This is a genomic window from Microbispora hainanensis (genome assembly GCF_006874475.1).
Classification (GTDB): Bacteria; Actinomycetota; Actinomycetes; order Streptosporangiales; family Streptosporangiaceae; genus Microbispora; species Microbispora hainanensis.
On sequence record NZ_VIRM01000016.1, the window covers coordinates 125995 to 142465 of the forward strand.

At 70.9% G+C, this 16471-nt stretch carries 15 protein-coding genes and 1 pseudogene; 11 read left to right on the top strand and 5 right to left on the bottom strand.

The genetic code is table 11. The features are described from left to right. Window position 1 precedes the first annotated feature (1 nt). Both FLX08_RS15720 and FLX08_RS15725 read right to left on the bottom strand, forming a co-directional pair. Window positions 2-1069, bottom strand: a complete 1068-nt coding sequence (locus FLX08_RS15720; protein ID WP_208761484.1) for a spore photoproduct lyase family protein — start codon at window positions 1067-1069, stop codon at window positions 2-4. Between the two features lie 38 nt (window positions 1070-1107). Continuing rightward, the gene (locus tag FLX08_RS15725) at window positions 1108-1590 is read right to left on the bottom strand and encodes a DNA-formamidopyrimidine glycosylase family protein (protein WP_142619580.1); all 483 of its coding nucleotides are present in this window, start codon (window positions 1588-1590) and stop codon (window positions 1108-1110) included. A gap of 149 nt (window positions 1591-1739) precedes the next feature. Between FLX08_RS15725 and FLX08_RS15730 the strand changes: the two genes are divergently transcribed. From FLX08_RS15730 to FLX08_RS15760, 8 genes are all read left to right on the top strand, one after another. Next, window positions 1740-2012 carry a hypothetical protein gene (locus tag FLX08_RS15730; RefSeq protein WP_142619581.1) on the top strand — a complete coding sequence of 91 codons (273 nt, stop codon included), beginning with the start codon at window positions 1740-1742 and terminating at the stop codon, window positions 2010-2012. Window positions 2013-2039: 27 nt separating this feature from the next. After that, window positions 2040-2396, top strand: a complete 357-nt coding sequence (locus FLX08_RS15735; protein WP_142619582.1) for a nuclear transport factor 2 family protein — start codon at window positions 2040-2042, stop codon at window positions 2394-2396. Window positions 2397-2509: 113 nt separating this feature from the next. Beyond that, window positions 2510-2950: a hypothetical protein gene (locus FLX08_RS15740; RefSeq protein WP_142619583.1), complete on the top strand. Its 441-nt coding sequence runs from the start codon at window positions 2510-2512 to the stop codon at window positions 2948-2950. Between the two features lie 28 nt (window positions 2951-2978). Further along, window positions 2979-3464 carry a histone-like nucleoid-structuring protein Lsr2 gene (locus FLX08_RS15745; protein WP_142619584.1) on the top strand — a complete coding sequence of 162 codons (486 nt, stop codon included), beginning with the start codon at window positions 2979-2981 and terminating at the stop codon, window positions 3462-3464. Window positions 3465-3810: 346 nt separating this feature from the next. Then, entirely contained in the window at window positions 3811-4728 is a 918-nt protein-coding gene (locus FLX08_RS15750; RefSeq protein ID WP_142619585.1) for a TIGR03619 family F420-dependent LLM class oxidoreductase, read from the top strand. A gap of 268 nt (window positions 4729-4996) precedes the next feature. Further along, window positions 4997-6988: a hypothetical protein gene (locus tag FLX08_RS40655; RefSeq protein ID WP_167530431.1), complete on the top strand. Its 1992-nt coding sequence runs from the start codon at window positions 4997-4999 to the stop codon at window positions 6986-6988. Continuing rightward, the gene (locus FLX08_RS40660) at window positions 6988-8508 is read left to right on the top strand and encodes an extracellular solute-binding protein (RefSeq protein ID WP_167530432.1); all 1521 of its coding nucleotides are present in this window, start codon (window positions 6988-6990) and stop codon (window positions 8506-8508) included. Before FLX08_RS40655 ends, FLX08_RS40660 begins: the two co-directional genes overlap by 1 nt. A 204-nt stretch (window positions 8509-8712) precedes the next feature. Next, window positions 8713-9033 (top strand): hypothetical protein, encoded by a 321-nt coding sequence (locus FLX08_RS15760; protein WP_142619587.1) that lies wholly within the window; start codon window positions 8713-8715, stop codon window positions 9031-9033. Window positions 9034-9152: 119 nt separating this feature from the next. On the opposite strand, the pseudogene FLX08_RS15765 reads toward FLX08_RS15760, so the two are convergent. Together FLX08_RS15765 and FLX08_RS15770 are read right to left on the bottom strand one after the other, a co-directional pair. Further along, a pseudogene (locus FLX08_RS15765) lies at window positions 9153-10250 on the bottom strand (MATE family efflux transporter); the annotation flags it as partial. Between the two features lie 102 nt (window positions 10251-10352). Beyond that, on the bottom strand, window positions 10353-11537 hold the full coding sequence (locus tag FLX08_RS15770) for a hypothetical protein (RefSeq protein WP_142619589.1): 1185 nt from the start codon (window positions 11535-11537) through the stop codon (window positions 10353-10355). Between the two features lie 804 nt (window positions 11538-12341). Here FLX08_RS15770 and FLX08_RS15775 point away from each other — a divergent pair. Then, on the top strand, window positions 12342-12986 hold the full coding sequence (locus FLX08_RS15775; RefSeq protein WP_142619590.1) for a response regulator transcription factor: 645 nt from the start codon (window positions 12342-12344) through the stop codon (window positions 12984-12986). Window positions 12987-13036: 50 nt separating this feature from the next. Here FLX08_RS15775 and FLX08_RS15780 read toward each other — a convergent pair whose 3' ends face one another. Beyond that, window positions 13037-13831, bottom strand: a complete 795-nt coding sequence (locus FLX08_RS15780) for an MBL fold metallo-hydrolase (RefSeq protein ID WP_142619591.1) — start codon at window positions 13829-13831, stop codon at window positions 13037-13039. 149 nt (window positions 13832-13980) lie between these two features. Here FLX08_RS15780 and FLX08_RS15785 point away from each other — a divergent pair, with 149 nt between their 5' ends. Together FLX08_RS15785 and FLX08_RS42100 are read left to right on the top strand one after the other, a co-directional pair. Beyond that, window positions 13981-14955, top strand: a complete 975-nt coding sequence (locus tag FLX08_RS15785) for a helix-turn-helix domain-containing protein (protein ID WP_142619592.1) — start codon at window positions 13981-13983, stop codon at window positions 14953-14955. Between the two features lie 617 nt (window positions 14956-15572). Beyond that, on the top strand, window positions 15573-16471 hold an 899-nt coding region (locus tag FLX08_RS42100; protein WP_244312674.1), incomplete at its 3' end, for a non-reducing end alpha-L-arabinofuranosidase family hydrolase.

Sequence of the window (16471 nt, forward strand, 5' to 3'; positions counted from 1 at the left end):
GTCAGAAGGCGTAGCGGACCCGGCAGTACGGGATCTTCTCGGCGATCAGGTCGGTGAGCGTGGTCACGTAGCGGCCTTTCTGACCGGTCTTGTAGCGGACGTTCCAGCCGCCCGTCTGCGAGCGCTTCGGCTGTTGGAGATCGGGACGCCACAGCACCTCCTCGGCCTTGGGGTGCCAGCCGAGGTTGACCTCGTGCAGCCGGTCGTTGTGCGTCAGGAAGATGACCTCGGCGGCGAGCTGGGCACGGGCGGCCGGGCTCAGCGCGTCGTCGAGTTGCCCGAGCAGCTCGGCCCAGTCCTCCAGCCAGCCGTCCCGGACGACCACCGGGCTGAAGTTGACGTGCACCTCATATCCCGCCTCGACGAAGTCGTCGATCGCCGCGATCCGGTCGGCGACCGGCGAGGTGCGGATGTCCAGCAGCTTGGCGTCGGCGGCCGGCATCAGGCTGAACCGGACGCGCGTACGGCCTCGCGGGTCCCAGCCGAGCAGATCGCGGTTGACGTACTTGGTGGCGAAGCTCGCCTTGGCGTTCGGCAGGCCGCGGAAGAGATCGACGAGATCGCGCACGTTGCCGGAGACGGTCGCGTCCACCGAGCAGTCGGAGTTCTCGCCGATGTCGTAGACCCAGGCGCGCGGGTCGACCTGGTCGGGCTCGGGCTTGGGCCCCTGCCGCCGGGCGTGCCTGGCGAGATAGCCGGTGATCTTGTCGATGTTGGCGAATACCGTGATCGGGTTGCTGTAGCCCTTGCGGCGCGGCACGTAGCAGTACGCGCAGGCCATCGCGCAGCCGTTGGCCGTCGAGGGCGCGATGAAGTGGCTCGACCGGCCGTTCGGCCGCGCGGTGAGCGACTTCTTGACGCCGACGACCAACGCCTCGGTCTTGATCCTGACCCAGCGGGCCACGTTCGCCTCGTCCCCGTACAGCTCGGGGATGCGGTGGTGGGCCTCGATCTCGATCCGCTCGGCCTCGGGGAACCGCTCCAGGATCTCCTTGCCGCGCGGCAGCTCGGCCGCGGCGGGCTCGACGTAGATGCGGTGGATGTCCAGCAGTCTCCGGCCTTCGCTCACCTGGATATAACACCCCCATGAAGGCATGACTTCCCAGGTCAGATGGCCTGCAGGTGCTGGTCGGCCGGGCACGCGTACGTCGCGCCGACCGGGACGCGGGTGGCGAGCAGGCGGCGTACGGCCTCGCCCCTGTCTCCGTCACGGCGTAGCGGGTCGGGGCCGGTGGCGGCCCGCAGCGCCGCCATCGCCCGCTCGTCCATCGGCTCGCAGCGGGCCGGCGCGATCAGGTCGAACGCCGCGTCGCCGGTCGCCGGCCGCAGCCGCGTGCCCTTGCGCGGCCCGGCCGCCGGGTCGTCGTACCGCAGGAAGAGGCCCTGCATGCCGAGGTGCACGTGGATGGGCGGAGCGTCCTCCACCCAATAGAGAAGGTGCTTGCCGAGTGCCTCCACGCCCTCGACGACCCTGCCGTCGTACGGCCCCGCGTCGAACCTGCCCTGCGGGCTCGTGGCCCTGACCACGCGCCCGGCGAGCGCCTCGTGCTGCTCGTCCGCGTAGCGGTGGACCAGATGCCCCTCCGGCATGCCTTTCGCCTACCCGCTCCGCTCGGACCGTCCCCTGCACCCTGGCTCCTGAGCGCCGTCTCCTCGGCCGGTTATCCACAGCCGGGGCCGTTTCCTCCTTACGGTCCGTCCAGGCACGGATACTCTCCGCTGCATGGCCGAGGGCGGGGGTGTCTGATGCGTACCTCGAGGGCGTGCTCGGCCTGCTGGAGCCGGCGGGCCCGGAGAAGGTGCAGGAGCAGTTGCGCGCCATGGCCGGGCCGCACGCGCTCACCCTCGTCGAGACGATGGCCGCCTCCGGCCACCCCGCCCAGGAGAGCATGGAGGAGCTGCGCAGGCTGGTCGCCGAGCCCATGCGTGCGCGGTCGCATCCGCTCAGGTTCGTGCCCGGCCCGCGACCCGGCGCCCGGGGCCGCACCGGCGGACGGAAGCGCAGACGCTGAGGCGCCGGCGCGTGCTTGGATGAGGTCATGGATCTTGACCGGGCACACGCCTTCGCCGAGACCTGGGTGGCCGAGTGGAACGCCCACGACCTCGACCGGATCATGCGGCACTACGCCGATGACGTGGTGTTCCGTTCCCCGATCGCGGCGCGCCTTGTCGAGGGCTCGAACGGCACGATCCGCGGCAAGGAGGCGCTGCGGGCCTACTGGGCCGAGGGACTGCGGCGCAACCCCGGCCTGCGCTTCGAGGTCGTCGGCGTCTACGCGGGCGTCGACTGCGTCGTCATCAACTTCAGGAAGCAGACGGGAGCGCTCGCCAACGAGGTGCTGGTCTTCGAGGACGACCTGATCGTCTCCGGCTGGGGCACGCACGGTCCCGAATGAACGCCGTATCCCCGGATGCTCCGGCAGCGCCCGGACGAGCTCCGCGACGCGAGGCGAACCCGCGCCGCGCATGGCCGTGGCTGCTCCTGTCGGTGCTCGCCACCGCGGCGCCCATGGGTTTCCCCGTCGCGACGCAGGGCGGTGATCCCGGTTATCAGCCGATCCTCTCTTTCCTGGCGCTCTTCATCGGGGTCGCCGCGCGCCGGTTCTTCGGGCTGGACGTCATGATCGCGTGGTGGCTGCCGATGCTCGTCCTGGTGACGGCGGTCTTCCGCCGGCACCTGCGGAGGGTGAGGTGGGGCGTCGTGGCGCTGCTCGGCGTCATGGCGGTCGTCAATCTGGTGGTCGCGATCGACGAGTTCCCGCGTTCGGCGGTCATGGCGGACATCAGCGCGGGCAGCCAGCCCGACTACTCGTCTCCCGGGATTCTCCTGCCCGCGCTGCTCACGACCGCCGCGTACGGCGTCGCCGCCGTGGCGCTCGTGCTGGGGTCGAGGCGGCCGGAAACGCGGGCCGGTGACGCGGGCACCAGTAGGATGCCACGGTCCAGTTAGACGGAGATCCACCCTGGAAGGGCTGCACGTGGCGCAGAAGGTGATACTGGTTGACGACCTCGACCACTCCGAGGGCGACGATGTGGCGAGACGGGAGTTCCCGCTGCTGAACCGGACCTTCGCCATCGACCTGTCCGACGCGAACCAGCAGCGGCTGAGCGAGGCTCTCGCGTTCATCGAGGAAGTGCTGGAGAACGCCCGTGAGGTGAAGCAGGCGTCGCGGTCCAAGAAGGCCGCCGACACCTCCCCGCGGCTGCGCGGCTACACCCTGACGGACGTACGCGAATGGGCCCGCGAGCAGGGGCTCGACGTGCCCGCGCGGGGGAAGATGGCCGACGAGGTCATCGAGCAGTTCATCGCGGCGCACCCTGATATCTCCACCGGGGATGCCGCCGCCGAGGACGGTGCCGCCGAGGAGTCCACCGGAGAGTCCGTGGCGGAGGCCGCGGAGAAGGTCGCAGAGAAGGCCGCGGAGAAGGCCGCCCCGCGCGCGGAGGCGACCGCCGGCGTCTGAGCCGCACACCCGGAGCGTTCGCCGGAGCGGCATGCCTCGGCGAACGCTCACGACGCCTCATCGCACATTTCAGACCGGGCTTCGCCCCGTCCGGCCGGCCGCCCGCGACACGGAGCCGACCAGGCCGGCCGCCGTGACAGGCGGCCGGGCCGGGCGCACGCCGACATGCCGCCGCCCCGACCTGCGCCGCAGCCGAGGACCGGCGAGCGGGAAACCCTCACGCGGCCGGTTTCGGTCACGGGCCACAGGTAACCCCCAGTCGTGGGGCGCGAGCGGGCTTTCCTGGCGTCTCCGCCGACGCCCGATCAGGGCGAACTGCAACCGGTGCGACGCGGAGGAAGCGCTCATGCGACTCGGATACGCGGTCCCCCAGTACGGCGCGTTCGCCGACCCGGGTTTCATCCGGCAGGCGAGCACGGCACTCGAAGCGATGGGCTACGACAGCCTTTGGGCGGGCGACCGGATCCTGCTTCCGCTGGCGCCCAGCGATCCGTACCCAGGAGGAGACGGGACGATCCCCGCGGCGTTCGGGACGTTCTTCGACCCGCTCACCGCACTGACCCTGGCCGCGGTCGGCACGCGCGAGATCCGGCTGGGGACCAGCGCGCTCAACGCGCTGTGGCAGCCGCCCGTCCTGCTCGCCCGTACGCTGACCTCGGTCGACCTGCTCAGTCAGGGACGGCTGGATGTCGGCATCGGTCTCGGCTGGCTTCGTGACGAGTACGCCGCGACCGGGGTGCCCTGGCGGGGGAGGGGCGCCCGGCTGGAGGAGACGCTCGACGTGCTGGAGACCGTCTGGACCAGTGAGGTGGTCGAGCACAAGGGCGCGCTGTGGACGGTGCCGCCGTCGCGCATCGACCTCAAGCCCTGCCAGCGGCCGCGTCCGCCGATCCTGCTCGCCGGTTGTACGCCTCCGGCGCTGGACCGGGTCGGCCGCCGGGCCGACGGCTGGCTGGGTGTGGCCATGCCCGTGCCGTACCTGACCGCCCTCTGGGACATGGCGCTGCGGGCCGCGTCCGGCGCGGGCCGGGATCCGTCCGCCCTGCGCATGGTGGTGCGGGTCAACCCGCAGATCACCGACTCGCCGGCGCCCGCCGACCAGGTGCCGCACGCGGGCACCGTACGGCAGGTCGCCGACTATCTGCTGACCCTCGCCGAGGCCGGGGCCCACGAGGCGTTCGTCGACCTGCAGACCACGACCTCTTCGCGTCAGCAGTTCCTCGACGTCGCGCAGGAGCTCGTCACCCTGCTGCGCGCGGGCTGAACACCACGATCCGCACAACGCTGAGCGGCGATGCGGTGGCTGTTTGTAAGGAAGGGGTTACATTTCCTGACAGCGCCGCGCACAATAGGGGTCGATCTTTCGTGATCCGGCTCGGGCCGGATCGTCCAGCCCGTCGAACAGGCTCTTCCTCATGTCCGCCCCCGTGCCCCCGCCAGGAGAAAGTCCGGATCGATCCTCAGGAGAAAGTCCGGATATACACGAAAAAAAGCGAAAGAACCAGGATCGGCACTCCAACAGCCGATCCGGATTGGTCACCACGGCGCTGACCGCAGCGGTCACCTCTGTGGCGACGCTGGTGGCGACGGCGGCGGCGACGCCCTTCTCCAACAGCCTGCAGAGGTTCATCGAGCAGGCGCCGGTCACTCCGCTCATCACCGTTCCCGCGTCCGTCGGGGCGCTTGTGATCATCTGCTGCTATCCGCTGTGGCGGGGCAGGGTCAGGACGCCGGGCCGATGGGCGGCGGCCGTCGCCGCGGTGGTTCTGTGGCCTTTCCACCGGATCCAGTGGCCCCAGGGGCTGCGGAGCTGGGCGGGCCGGATGCTGGTGCCCCTCGCGGTCGGCTACATCGCCGCGTGCCTGGGGGCGTTCACCGGTCTGGTGGGGTTGGTGGTCGTCACGGTGGTCACGCCGTCCGGCGCGTGCGAGCCCCCGCGGGAGCTGCGCGTCATCACCGCTCCGGAGAACGTGACGGCGCTGCGGGAAAGGGCCGAGGCGTACACGAAGGAGCAGCGGACGGACGGGTGCGCACCGGTCCGGATCGCGGTCGGCGCCGCGCCCACGATCGAGGAAATGCGGTACGGCTTTCGCAACGAGTGGCTGCGGGATGATTCGCTGCAAAACGACGAACCCTATCGCCGGATGCTCGGCCTGACCCCCGACGCGTGGATTCCCACCGGTTCCGCGGAGTTCGACCTCGTCGTTCAGGACGTGTCGATTAAGGAAGAGGCGAAAAACGGCGGCGTATCGAGGAAAACCCTGCGTTCCCTCCTGCACAAGAGGGACGAGCAGGTGGGGACGGACCACATGGCGATCGCGGTGTTCGGCGCCGCGAAGAACGACCTTCTCACCGGCGAGCTGGAGAGCGCAGGTTATCCGCTTGCCGAGATCGTGCGGCGGGCCCGGAGCAAGGGCATGTCGCTCGTCTACCCACAGCCCGCGTTCTCCACGTCGGGCGCGATCGTGGCCACGACCCTGAGCCAGGCCGGACCCGAGCCCGGCGGCGCCGCACTGCGCGCGACCTTCGACAACAGCGCCGACGCGCTGCTGTGCCATCTGAAAGCCGGCCAGGCGGGGAGCGGCGAGGACTGGGCGAAGCTGGTGGCGCTGGTTCCGTCGCACACCGCCGACGAGTACAACCGGGGCGGTGACATGGGCATAGAGGGATGCGCGCACAACCCGCTCGCGGGAAGAGCGGCGCTGACCGCGGTCTCCTCCGTGGACCTGCCCACGCTCGACTATCCGTTCGTGGAGATCAACTGGTCGGAGGATCCGGCCCGCCGGGCGGCGCTGGACGCCTTCGCCACGTGGCTCGCGCACAACAAGCTGTTCGAGCCCTCCGGAGAGGGGCCGCAACCGTCGTCCCCGGCCCGGATATCCGCGGACGCCGCCCGGCCGGGTCACCGGGTGGATCTCCAGATCATGATCGACGGATCGGGGTCCATGGCCCGGTCGCCCACGGCGTCCGCCTCCGACCTGCACGACGCCCTGGCGGAGGTCAGGCAGATCCTGACGGACACCGACCAGGTCTCGGCGGGCAAGTTCTTCGCCGACGACAAGGGCACTCCGAGGGCGCCCATGGCGGGGGAGGGCGACGGGGGCGGCGGAGAGGGCCCGGGGGGCTATGGCGAGGTCCTCCGGTGGATCGCGGACGACAGGCAGTCGGGCTTCGACGAGCCCGTCTCCGCGCTGATCGGCGGGTTGGGCCGTCCGGCGAACTCGCTCGCCGTCATCACCGACGGGGGCCCGTTCAACGACGAACCCGGCCCGGGGAACGCGGCACAGTCGATCAGGCGCGCACTGGAGAAAGCCGCGGACGTGTCGAACCTCTACATCCTCACGTTCGGCGGCAGGTGCCCGGACGGGCTCGAGGCTCCTCGCTCCGTGCGGCCGTCGCCGTCCGATGGCACCCCCGGGTCCTCCGGACCCGTTGTGAAACACGTCGTGTGCGAAGACACGGCCGGCACGGACGTCGCGGGAGCGCTCGGACGGATGATCTTCCAGGTCAGGGAGTGGTCGTGATGGCGGCGGGTCCCGCCCGGTCGTTCTGGAGCCGCTGGTACGAACGCTTCACGAGGTTCCACCTCAGACTCGCCGCGGCCTGCTTCCTGGCGGGCGCGGTGTTCGTGATCGCGGTGAGCCGGCACTCCGCGGCGCCCTCCGCACAGGGCGCCTGCCCCGGACGCCCGGACGACCTGATCATCGGGACGGGGGCGGAGATCGGCGCCGGCGGCGTACGCCACGACGTGATCAAGGCGTGGAACGACGAGCAGCGCAAGCTGAAGACGAAGCCGTTGAAGGCGACGCTGGTCGAGATCTCCGAGTCGTCCGACGAGCAGCGTTCAGAGCTCGCCGCGGCGGCGCAGTCGAAGCGCTGCGCCTACGACGTGCTCCTCCTGGACGTCGCCTACATCACCGAGTTCGCCAGGAACGGCTATCTCGAGAAGTTCGAGCTGGATCCCGGCAAGCTGGGCGTCCCCCCGGAGCGCTACTTCCTGCGCACGTCCCTTGAGACCGGCCGGGTCGACGGAGAGCGGTTCGCGGTGCCGTTCGCCGCCGACGCTCCGCTTCTCTATCGGCGCACCGACGCACCGGCTCCGCCGCCGCAGGACACGAAGAGGTTCCTCGAACTCGCCAAGGCGCACGGCTATGCGGCGCAGTTCGACGATTACGAGGGCGGCACCGTCAACCTGCTCGAAGCGATCTTCTCGGCCCAGAACCGGAAGGCCTCGCAGGACGACGTCGTCTTCGACGACAGGGGAAACGTCGTCCTCGACCAGGACGGCAACGGCGAGAAGCTGATGGACGCGCTCCGCGCCTGGCGCGAGGCCCTGTTCACGGACGAGGACGGCACGCGCACGCTGCGGAACGAGAGCGCGTTACGCGAGGAGAGCAGCCTGCAGGCCTTCCGCACGGGCCTCGTGGGCTACATGCGGAACTGGCCGTTCGCCTTCAACCGGCTGGCCGCCGACCCGCTGATGCGCGGCGACGACGGGTCGCTGAAGTTCCAGGTGCTCTCGTTCCCGGGCACCGGCGTGCTGGGCGGCGTCGACCTCGCCATCGCCGAGGACTCGCCGCACAAGGAGGAGGCCAGGGAGCTCATCTACTACCTGATCTCGGAGGAGGTCCAGGAGAGGTTGTTCGCCTGCGCCGGCTATCCGCCGGTGGTCACGGCGCTGTACGAGCGATACGAGAGCTCGGGGACCGCACGGACGTGCGGAGAGCTCGCGGGCGACGGCGGGGACGGTGCGGCCCGCCAGGCCGAGCGGGACACCGAGATCACCGGCGGTCAACTCGCGAGGTTCGCCGGCGAGGTCCGCCGGGCGGTGGACCACGCGAGGCAGCGTCCCATGTCCGCCTACTACGCGACGTTCAGCCAGGTGTTCCGATCCTGCCTGCTCCCGGTGGCGACGACCACGTCCGGTGCGGCTCCCGACTTCCACTACTTCTCCGACGCGCTCAGGGACGCGCTGAACGGCAGGCTGCGGTCGGACGACGCCTGCCATCCTCCGGCGGAGGCGGCTCGCAAAATCGGACATTAGGGGATAAAGGCGGCATAAGTGCGCCGCGAAGGCCCTGAATGGGACAATAGGCATTAAATACCGTAGATCGCCGTTTGTCGCCCGTTCTGTCAGGAAACAATGACGCCGTGGGGCAATGACCGACTTAACGGTCATTACGCGCCATTCTTGCCAATTCGGGAATGGCGCACATATTAGGCAGTTGATCCTTTAGAGGGGGACGAAATGCCCAAGCTCAAGAAGGTCATCGCCGGACTCGCCCTTTCCACCGCGCTCGGTGGTGGTGCCCTCGCCCTGGGCGCCACGGCGGCGAGCGCCTCGACCGCCCCGACCGGCTGGAGCAACCCGTCCAACGAGTTCGATGCCGGGTTCAACAACACCTTCGAAAACTCCGCTTTCCGGACGGCGCCCTTCCTGACCGACTCCTTCGGGAGCGACTGCTCCCGGGGCTGTTCCAGCTCGGACCTCGACGACATCCTCTGGGACGTCTGCGTCGCGGGTCACTGCTCGAACGCCTTCCCCGCATTGTTCGGCTGCGTCAACTAGAAGGCGGTCTGACGGCCTGCGGAACGACCTGCCCCTCCACGACAACGCGTACGCGATGTGCGTGGAGGGGCGCGTAGGCCGTCCCCGGGCCGCGGACCGCGTCCGGCGAGCCGGGCGGATCACCGTACGGCGCCGAGCACCGCCCAGCGGCCGGATCGCAGCCTGACCAGCACAGTGATCATTCGAATCAGCAGGAAGGCGGACAATCCCGACCAGATCCCCACCAGCCCCCAGCCGAATCGCAGTGAGGCCCACACCACCGGCAGAAACCCCAGCACCGCCCCGCTCGCCGTCGCGGTGCGCAGATAAGCCGCGTCCCCGGCGCCGAGCAGCACCCCGTCGAGCGTGAACACGACACCGCCGATCGGCTGCAGCGCGACGAAGAACCACCAGGCGCCGGGCATCTCGGCCAGCACCGTCGGGTCGCCGGTGAACACGTGGGGGAGGAGAGCGGCCAGCGCCGCGAACACCACGCCGAGCAGGGTGCCGAAGACCAGCCCGCAGCCGGTCACCTGCCAGGCCAGGCGGCGCGCCCGCTCCGCGTCGTTCGCGCCGAGCGCGGCCCCGACCAGCGCCTGCGCGGCGATGGCCAGCGCGTCGAGGACGAAGGCCAGGAACATCCACAGCTGGAACACCACCTGGTGCGCACCGGCGGCCGCGGCGGAGGTGTGGGCGGCGACCGCGGTCGCCGACACCCAGCACGCCTGGAAGGCCAGGCCGAGCAGCACCAGGTCGCGCGCCAGACCGAGCTGGGCACGCATGGCGGCCGGCGTCGGAGCGAGCGGCACGCCCTCGGCCCGCAGCGCCCGCACGAACAGGATCGCGGAGACCGCCTGCCCGGCCACGTTGGCGGCCGCCGAGCCGTCGATCCCCCAGCCGAGCCCATACACCAGCGCCGGGCACAGCGCCGTGGAGATCACGTTGCCCGTGAGCACGTAGCGCAGCGGGCGCCGCATGTCCTGCACGCCGCGCATCCAGCCGTTCCCCGCCATGGTGATCAGGATCAGCGGAGCGCCGAGCAGGGCGATCCTGAGCCAGCTCGCGGCGGCGTCGGCGACCCCGCCGTCACCGGTGAGGACATGGGCGACCGGCGCGGCGAGCAGTTGTCCCGCCACGGTGATCACCAGCCCGGCGACGGCCGCGAGCCAGGTCGCCTGCACTCCCTCGGCCACGGCGTCGGCCCGGCGGCCCGCACCGTGCAGCCGGGCGGCGCGGGCGGTCGTGCCGAACGGGACGAGTGGCGGAGGCGGGTGAGTCCAGGGCCGGCCCTCGCCGGGAGGCGGGGGCCGGCCGCATGGTCGGTCAGGAGTCGGGAGCGGTCAGGAGTTGGGAGCCGGGGCCGGCGTGTCCGTGAGCGTGGGCTCGGGGACGGGCGTCGCGCTTTCCGTGGGGACCGTGCTCTCCGTCGGGACGGTGCTCTCGGTGGGGACGGTGCTTTCCGTGGGGGCCGGGGAGTCCGTGGGGGTCGTGGCCGGCGGGTCCGTGGGGATGACCGTCGGTGTCGGACACGGCTTAGGAGTGCGCCAGGCGGGCTTCCCCGAATGCCACTTCAACGAGTACGGAGAGCTCTTGCCGAGATAGAACAGCCGCTTGCTCGGCCGTGAGAGGTCGAAGACGTAGGCGGCCGCCGCCGTCTCCCCCTGAGGGGCGGCAGGTGTCGTCTCCTCGGTCTGCGGGGGAGTGGTGCCCGTCTCGCCAGGGGGAGCCGTCGTGGTCTCGGCCGGAGGAGCCTGGGTGTTTTCCGCAGGCGTTGGCGTGCTCTCGGAGGACGGCGGAGTGCCTTCCGAAAGCGTCGGCGATGGCTCGGGAGCCGTCGGTGTGGTCTGAGCCGAGGGCGAGGTCTCGGGTGCTGTCGGTGTGGTTCCGGTCGGTGTGGTTCCGGGAGGTGTGATTCCGGGAGGTGTGGCTTCGGGAGCCGACGGTGAGGTGGACGGGACCGGTGTCGGAACCGGCGGGGTGGGCGTCGCCGTGCCGGGCTGGACGGTCGCGATCACCGAGATCCAGGCGTTCTCCCGGATCTCGCCGCCCCTGCGGGCGGTGAGCACCCGAGTGGAGTCGCCGATCGCGTACGACCGCTCGAAACCGTCCTGGCTCCGGACGGTGATCGAGTCGTCCGCCACGGCGACGGCCTGCCCGGTCTGGGTGAACACCGTGACGCTGCCGCACCCGTCATTGGCCGGCACGACGACCTCGCCGTGCAGCGCGCCGAGGAACGGGCCCACCATGGGCACTGCGGGAGTGGGCGGCGCCGTGGAGGCGTCGATGGGGGTTTCGGCCTGGCCGGCCGTCGGCGTGATCGTCACGGTGGCCGTCACGACGGGGTCCGCGGTCTCGCCGGGCGGGGTGACGGGAGCGGAGGAGGCGGCGGCGGCCGTCGCTCCGATGCCGCCGGACGCCGTCAGTACGAGTGCGGTCGCGAGGATCATGGGCTGGGAGATGCGCCGGCGTTGCCCGCCTGATCCGGACATCAGTCCTTTTTTCAGGCGGTGGGGGTTGGTCGGCATCGCCGTTCCTCCGTATCGTTTCGATCCGATGGTCTCCGCCGAACGGTGCGGCGGTCGTGCCGGAGCGGGGTTGCCCCGGCGCCCACGTGAAGTGACCGGCGAATTTGTTGCCAAACCGTGTCGCTTTCGTGGGATTGGGGAGACCTTCCCCATATATGCCGAATCCATGCAGGCGAATCCGCGGCCACACGGCGGCCCGGTCGCTTTCGGCAGGTCGCAGGGGACGAATCGATTTGAGATTGCGGACATCATCTGCGGCGGCCACGCGATCAGCGGCGCGAACGGCCGGAGCGGTTCTGCCGGACCCCCATCGGAACCGGAAGGCGAGCGCCCACGTGCGGCCGACGTACGTGCCGGCGCCGGGGGGATCGGCCCGCCCCGTGACTTTCGCTCCGCGGTTCCGGTCGCAGGTCGCGAGCCGGGTGCGCGTCGCATCCGGCCCGCGTGCCGTACGGCTGTCGCCCACGGGCGGCGTCGAGGTCGTGCGCCGTGCCGAGTGATGCGCCGGGCGGCGGTGCAGGACCCACGCCCGGACTCCTCCGCGACGGCGGGTGTGGTTTTCCACAGTCTCGAACGGCCATCCGCCTCATGGTGGCTCCACGCTGCTCATTCCTAGTCTCTGACGCATGACGCATTGGCTGATTCACCTCATGGAGATCATCCGGCCGCTCACCCGCGGGGTCCGGTTTCCGGGGCGACCCTGGCCGCCGTACGGGCACGTCGGGGAGGCAGCATGGGCATCGTGCGAGTGAAGGATGGCGGTGCCGCCGGCGGAGGACGGGCCGTGATCGAGGCGGGGGCGCCGTGCGCGTGATGCTGGCCGAAGACTCGGCGCTGCTGCGCGAGGGCCTGGTGCGGCTGCTCAAGGAGGAGGGCCACGACGTCCTGGCCGCGGTGGGCGACGCCGACGCGCTCCTTGAGGCGGTGGACGGCGAGAGCCCCGACGCGGTGGTGGTCGACGTGAGGATGCCGCCCACCCACACGGACGAGGGGCTGCGCGCCGCGCTGGAAATCCGGCGGCGCCGCCCCGAGGTCAAGGTGCTGGTGTTGTCGCAGTACGTCGAGAAGAAGTACGCCACCGAGCTGATGAGCGGCAGCATCGACGGGGTCGGCTACCTGCTCAAGGACCGTGTGGCCCAGGTGGGCGACTTCCTGGACGCGCTGGAGCGGGTGGGCGAGGGCGGCACGGCGTTCGACCCGGAGGTGGTGCGCCAGCTGCTCGCGCGCACCAGCCACGCCGACCCGCTGGCCCAGCTCACCGCCCGCGAGCGCCAGGTCCTCGAACTCATGGCCCAGGGCCTGACGAACGCCTCGATCGCCCAGTCGCTGCACGTGTCGCAGAGCGCGGTGGAAAAGCACGTCAACGCACTGTTCGACAAGCTCGCGCTGTCGCACACGACCGGCTACAGCCGCCGGGTGCTGGCCGTCCTGCGCTACCTCGGCTCCTGAGGCGCGCCGCGATCCGCCGCTGCCGGTCAGTCGGTCAGGCGGTCAGTCGGTCAGGCGGTCGCGACCGTGAGCGTGGCGCGCCCGCCCGGGTGCAGGAGGGTGAGCCGCTCGGTGAGCCCCGCCTGCGCGAACGCCTTCGTGAGTGCGTCGGCCCCCTCGGTGAAGTGGCCCCAGCTGTCGAAGTGCAGCGGGACGACGTGTGACGCACCCAGGATCCGGGCGGCCTCGGCCGCCTGCGCGCTGGTGAGGGTCAGGTAGGCGTCGCCGAGGAGAGCGGTCCTGGCCGCTCCGGCGAACAGGACGGCGACGTCGACGGCGAACCGTCCGGCGATCAGGGCGACGAGGTCGAGGGAGGCGTTGTCGCCGCTGACGTACACGGTCGGTGTCCCGGGGCCGGACAGCACGAACCCGGCGACCTCCCCGACGACGGGCTCGCTGCCCTCGGGGCCGTGCAGAGCGGGCACCCGGGTGACACGCAGCGCCGAGCCGCCGGGCCGGGACAGGTCGACGTGCTCCCAGAGGGGGACGGCGCGGCTCGCGCCGCCCAGCCGGTCTGCCGCGCTCGCGGTGGTGAGCACGAGCGGCACCTGGCCGAGGTAGTCGCGACCGCCGACGTCGAGGTTGTCCTTGTGCTGGTCGTGGGAGAGCAGCACGGCGTCGACGGGGCCGATCTCCGCGGGCGTCAGCGCGGTGGGCGCGGTCTTGACCAGGACCCGTCCCGGGCCCGCCACATATTCGCGGGGAGCGTCGAAGGTCGGGTCGGTGAGCAGGCGCAGCCCGCCGATCTCCAGGATCGCGGTCGGCCCGCCGAGGGCGTGGACGCTGATCTGCGATGCGTTGGTCATGACAGTCCTCGTTTGCGGAGTGTGCGTGCCGGCGGTCGTTCCGGTGCAGACCGGACCGCCTGTGGACGATCGTCGGGCGTACGACCCCCGGAGAGGAAGCGGCGTGAAAGCCGTCCTGCGATAGGTTCAAGCCAACCCAAGGGGGAGCGATGAGCCGACGTGACCCGCTGACCGTCGCGGTGGTGATGTTCGACCGGGCGCCGCTGTTCGAGACCAGCGTCCCGATCAGCGTGTTCGGCGCAGACCGCAGTGACACGGGTGTCCCTCGTTTCGACCTGCGCGCGGTCGGCGGCGATCCCGGCCCGCTCACCACCACCGGCGGGATCCGGCTGGCCGCGCCGTACGGGCTGGACGCGCTGGCCGACGCCGCCGTCGTCGTCGTGCCGAGCTGGCGCAGCCCGGCGCAGCGTCCGCCGGAACCGGTGCTCGCCGCCCTGCGCGACGCGCACACCGACGGCGCGACCGTCGTCGGGCTGTGCCTCGGCGCGTTCGTGCTCGCCGCCGCCGGGCTGCTGGACGGCCGCCGCGCGGCCACCCACTGGCTCTTCGCGCCCGCCCTCGCCGCCGCCTACCCCGGCGTACGGGTGGACGCCTCGGTGCTGTTCGTGGACGACGGCGACCTGATCACCTCGGCCGGAACCGCCGCCGGCATCGACGCCTGCCTGCACCTGGTGCGGCGCGGGTTCGGCGCCCAGGTCGCCAACACCATCGCCCGCCGCATGGTCGTGCCTCCGCAGCGCAGCGGCGGCCAGGCGCAGTACATCGAACACCCGTTGCCCGACCCCGGCACCGACGACCCGCTCGGCGAGATCCTCAGCCACGCCATCCGCCACCTCGACGACCCCGGCCTGGACGTCGACTCCCTGGCCAGGCACGCCCTGATGAGCCGCCGGAGCTTCGACCGCCGATTCCGCCGGCTCACCGGCACGTCTCCGCTCCAATGGCTGCTGGCCCAGCGGATCATGCAGGCCCAGCGGCTGCTGGAGACCACCGACCTCAGCGTCGACACCATCGCCCGCAGGGTCGGCTTCAGCAACGGCATCGCCCTCCGCCCGCACTTCCGCCGCATCCTCGGGGTCGCCCCGCAGACCTACCGCGGCACCTTCCACGCCCGCACCGCCTGACGAGGAGACGGACGACCCGTGCTCGCAGGCGGACGACGAGAGGGCGGGTTCGCAGACGCGTCAGTGCGCGCCCCTGCCCGGACGGCGACGGCGCCGCGTCGGGCCGGTTCGCCGTCGTGAATGTTTCATCGCGAGCCGTCGCGCCGGCGGCACGGGCGGGGCGATATCGCCAGGTGGACGCGCACCGGAAGCTCCCTGTGCATCGAGCTCTCGATCGTCCTCTTGACGCGCCCCGGTGAGTCCGGGTTTGCTCCGCCATTACCAGTGGAATCGACACCCGCGGGAGTGCATCCCGCAAAAAATGTGAGCGCTAACACGCCGCAGGCCCGGGAAGGAGGGGTCTCCATCATCGGAGACGGTCCGCCGTCGCGCGCCACCCCGGAGCGTCCCGGGCGTGGCAGGCGCCGACAGGGAGCGCATTCTTAGCGGGCTCTCGCCCGGTCATACGTGCACCACCACATCACGTCGTCGAGGGAGAGGAGTCTGGACCAGCCGCCGAAATGTTAGCGCTAACGAGCGCGACGGCACCGCGGTGCAGCCGATCGGCCGCCCGGCCGTGCCCGGCCCCGCTTTCCCGGCGTGCCCGCCACGCCTTCATCCCCAAGGAGAACGAAACAATGGATTCACCCCCCATCCGAGTGACGAGCGGCCGGCGTCGTTCGCCGGCCCGCATGCGCCTCGTGGCGGTCCTGGCCACGGTGATGACGACCGTGCTGGCGTCCCTCGTGACGTGGTCGGCACCGGCGTCGGCGGCGGCGGCGCCGTTGGTGAGCGCGGCGTCGGGACGGTGCCTGGACGTGTCGGGCAACACCGACGCGCTGGGCACCGCTCTGCAGATCTGGGACTGCAACGGGCAGGCGAACCAGGCATTCGAGTTCACCTCCTCCGGTGAGCTGCGGACGTTCAACGGCACCCGGTGTCTGGACGCCTACAACATGGGCACCACGAACGGCACCAAGGTCGTGATCTGGTCCTGCAACGGCCAGAACAACCAGAAGTGGCGCCAGAACTCCGACGGCACCATCGCGGGCGTCCAGTCCGGGCTGTGCCTCGACGTCGTCGGCGCCGGCACCGCCAACGGCAGCCAGATCCAGCTCTACAGCTGCTGGGGCGGCGACAACCAGAAGTGGACCGTCCGCGGCGGCGGCGGCTCGACGCCGTCCCCGACGCCCCCGACCGGCGGCACGTGTGATCTCCCGTCGACGTACCGCTGGACCTCGACCGGCGCGCTGGCGACGCCGAAGTCCGGGTGGGTCTCGCTGAAGGACTTCACCAACGTCGTCTACAACGGCAAGCACCTGGTCTACGCGACGACGCACAACACGGGATCGAGCTGGGGGTCGATGAACTTCGGCCTGTTCACGAACTGGTCCGACATGGCCTCGGCCAGCCAGAACACGATGAACTTCTCGGCCGTCGCGCCGACGCTGTTCTACTTCGCGCCGAAGAACATCTGGGTGCTGACCTACCAGTGGGGTGGCACCGCGTTCTCCTACCGGACCTCGACCGACCCCAG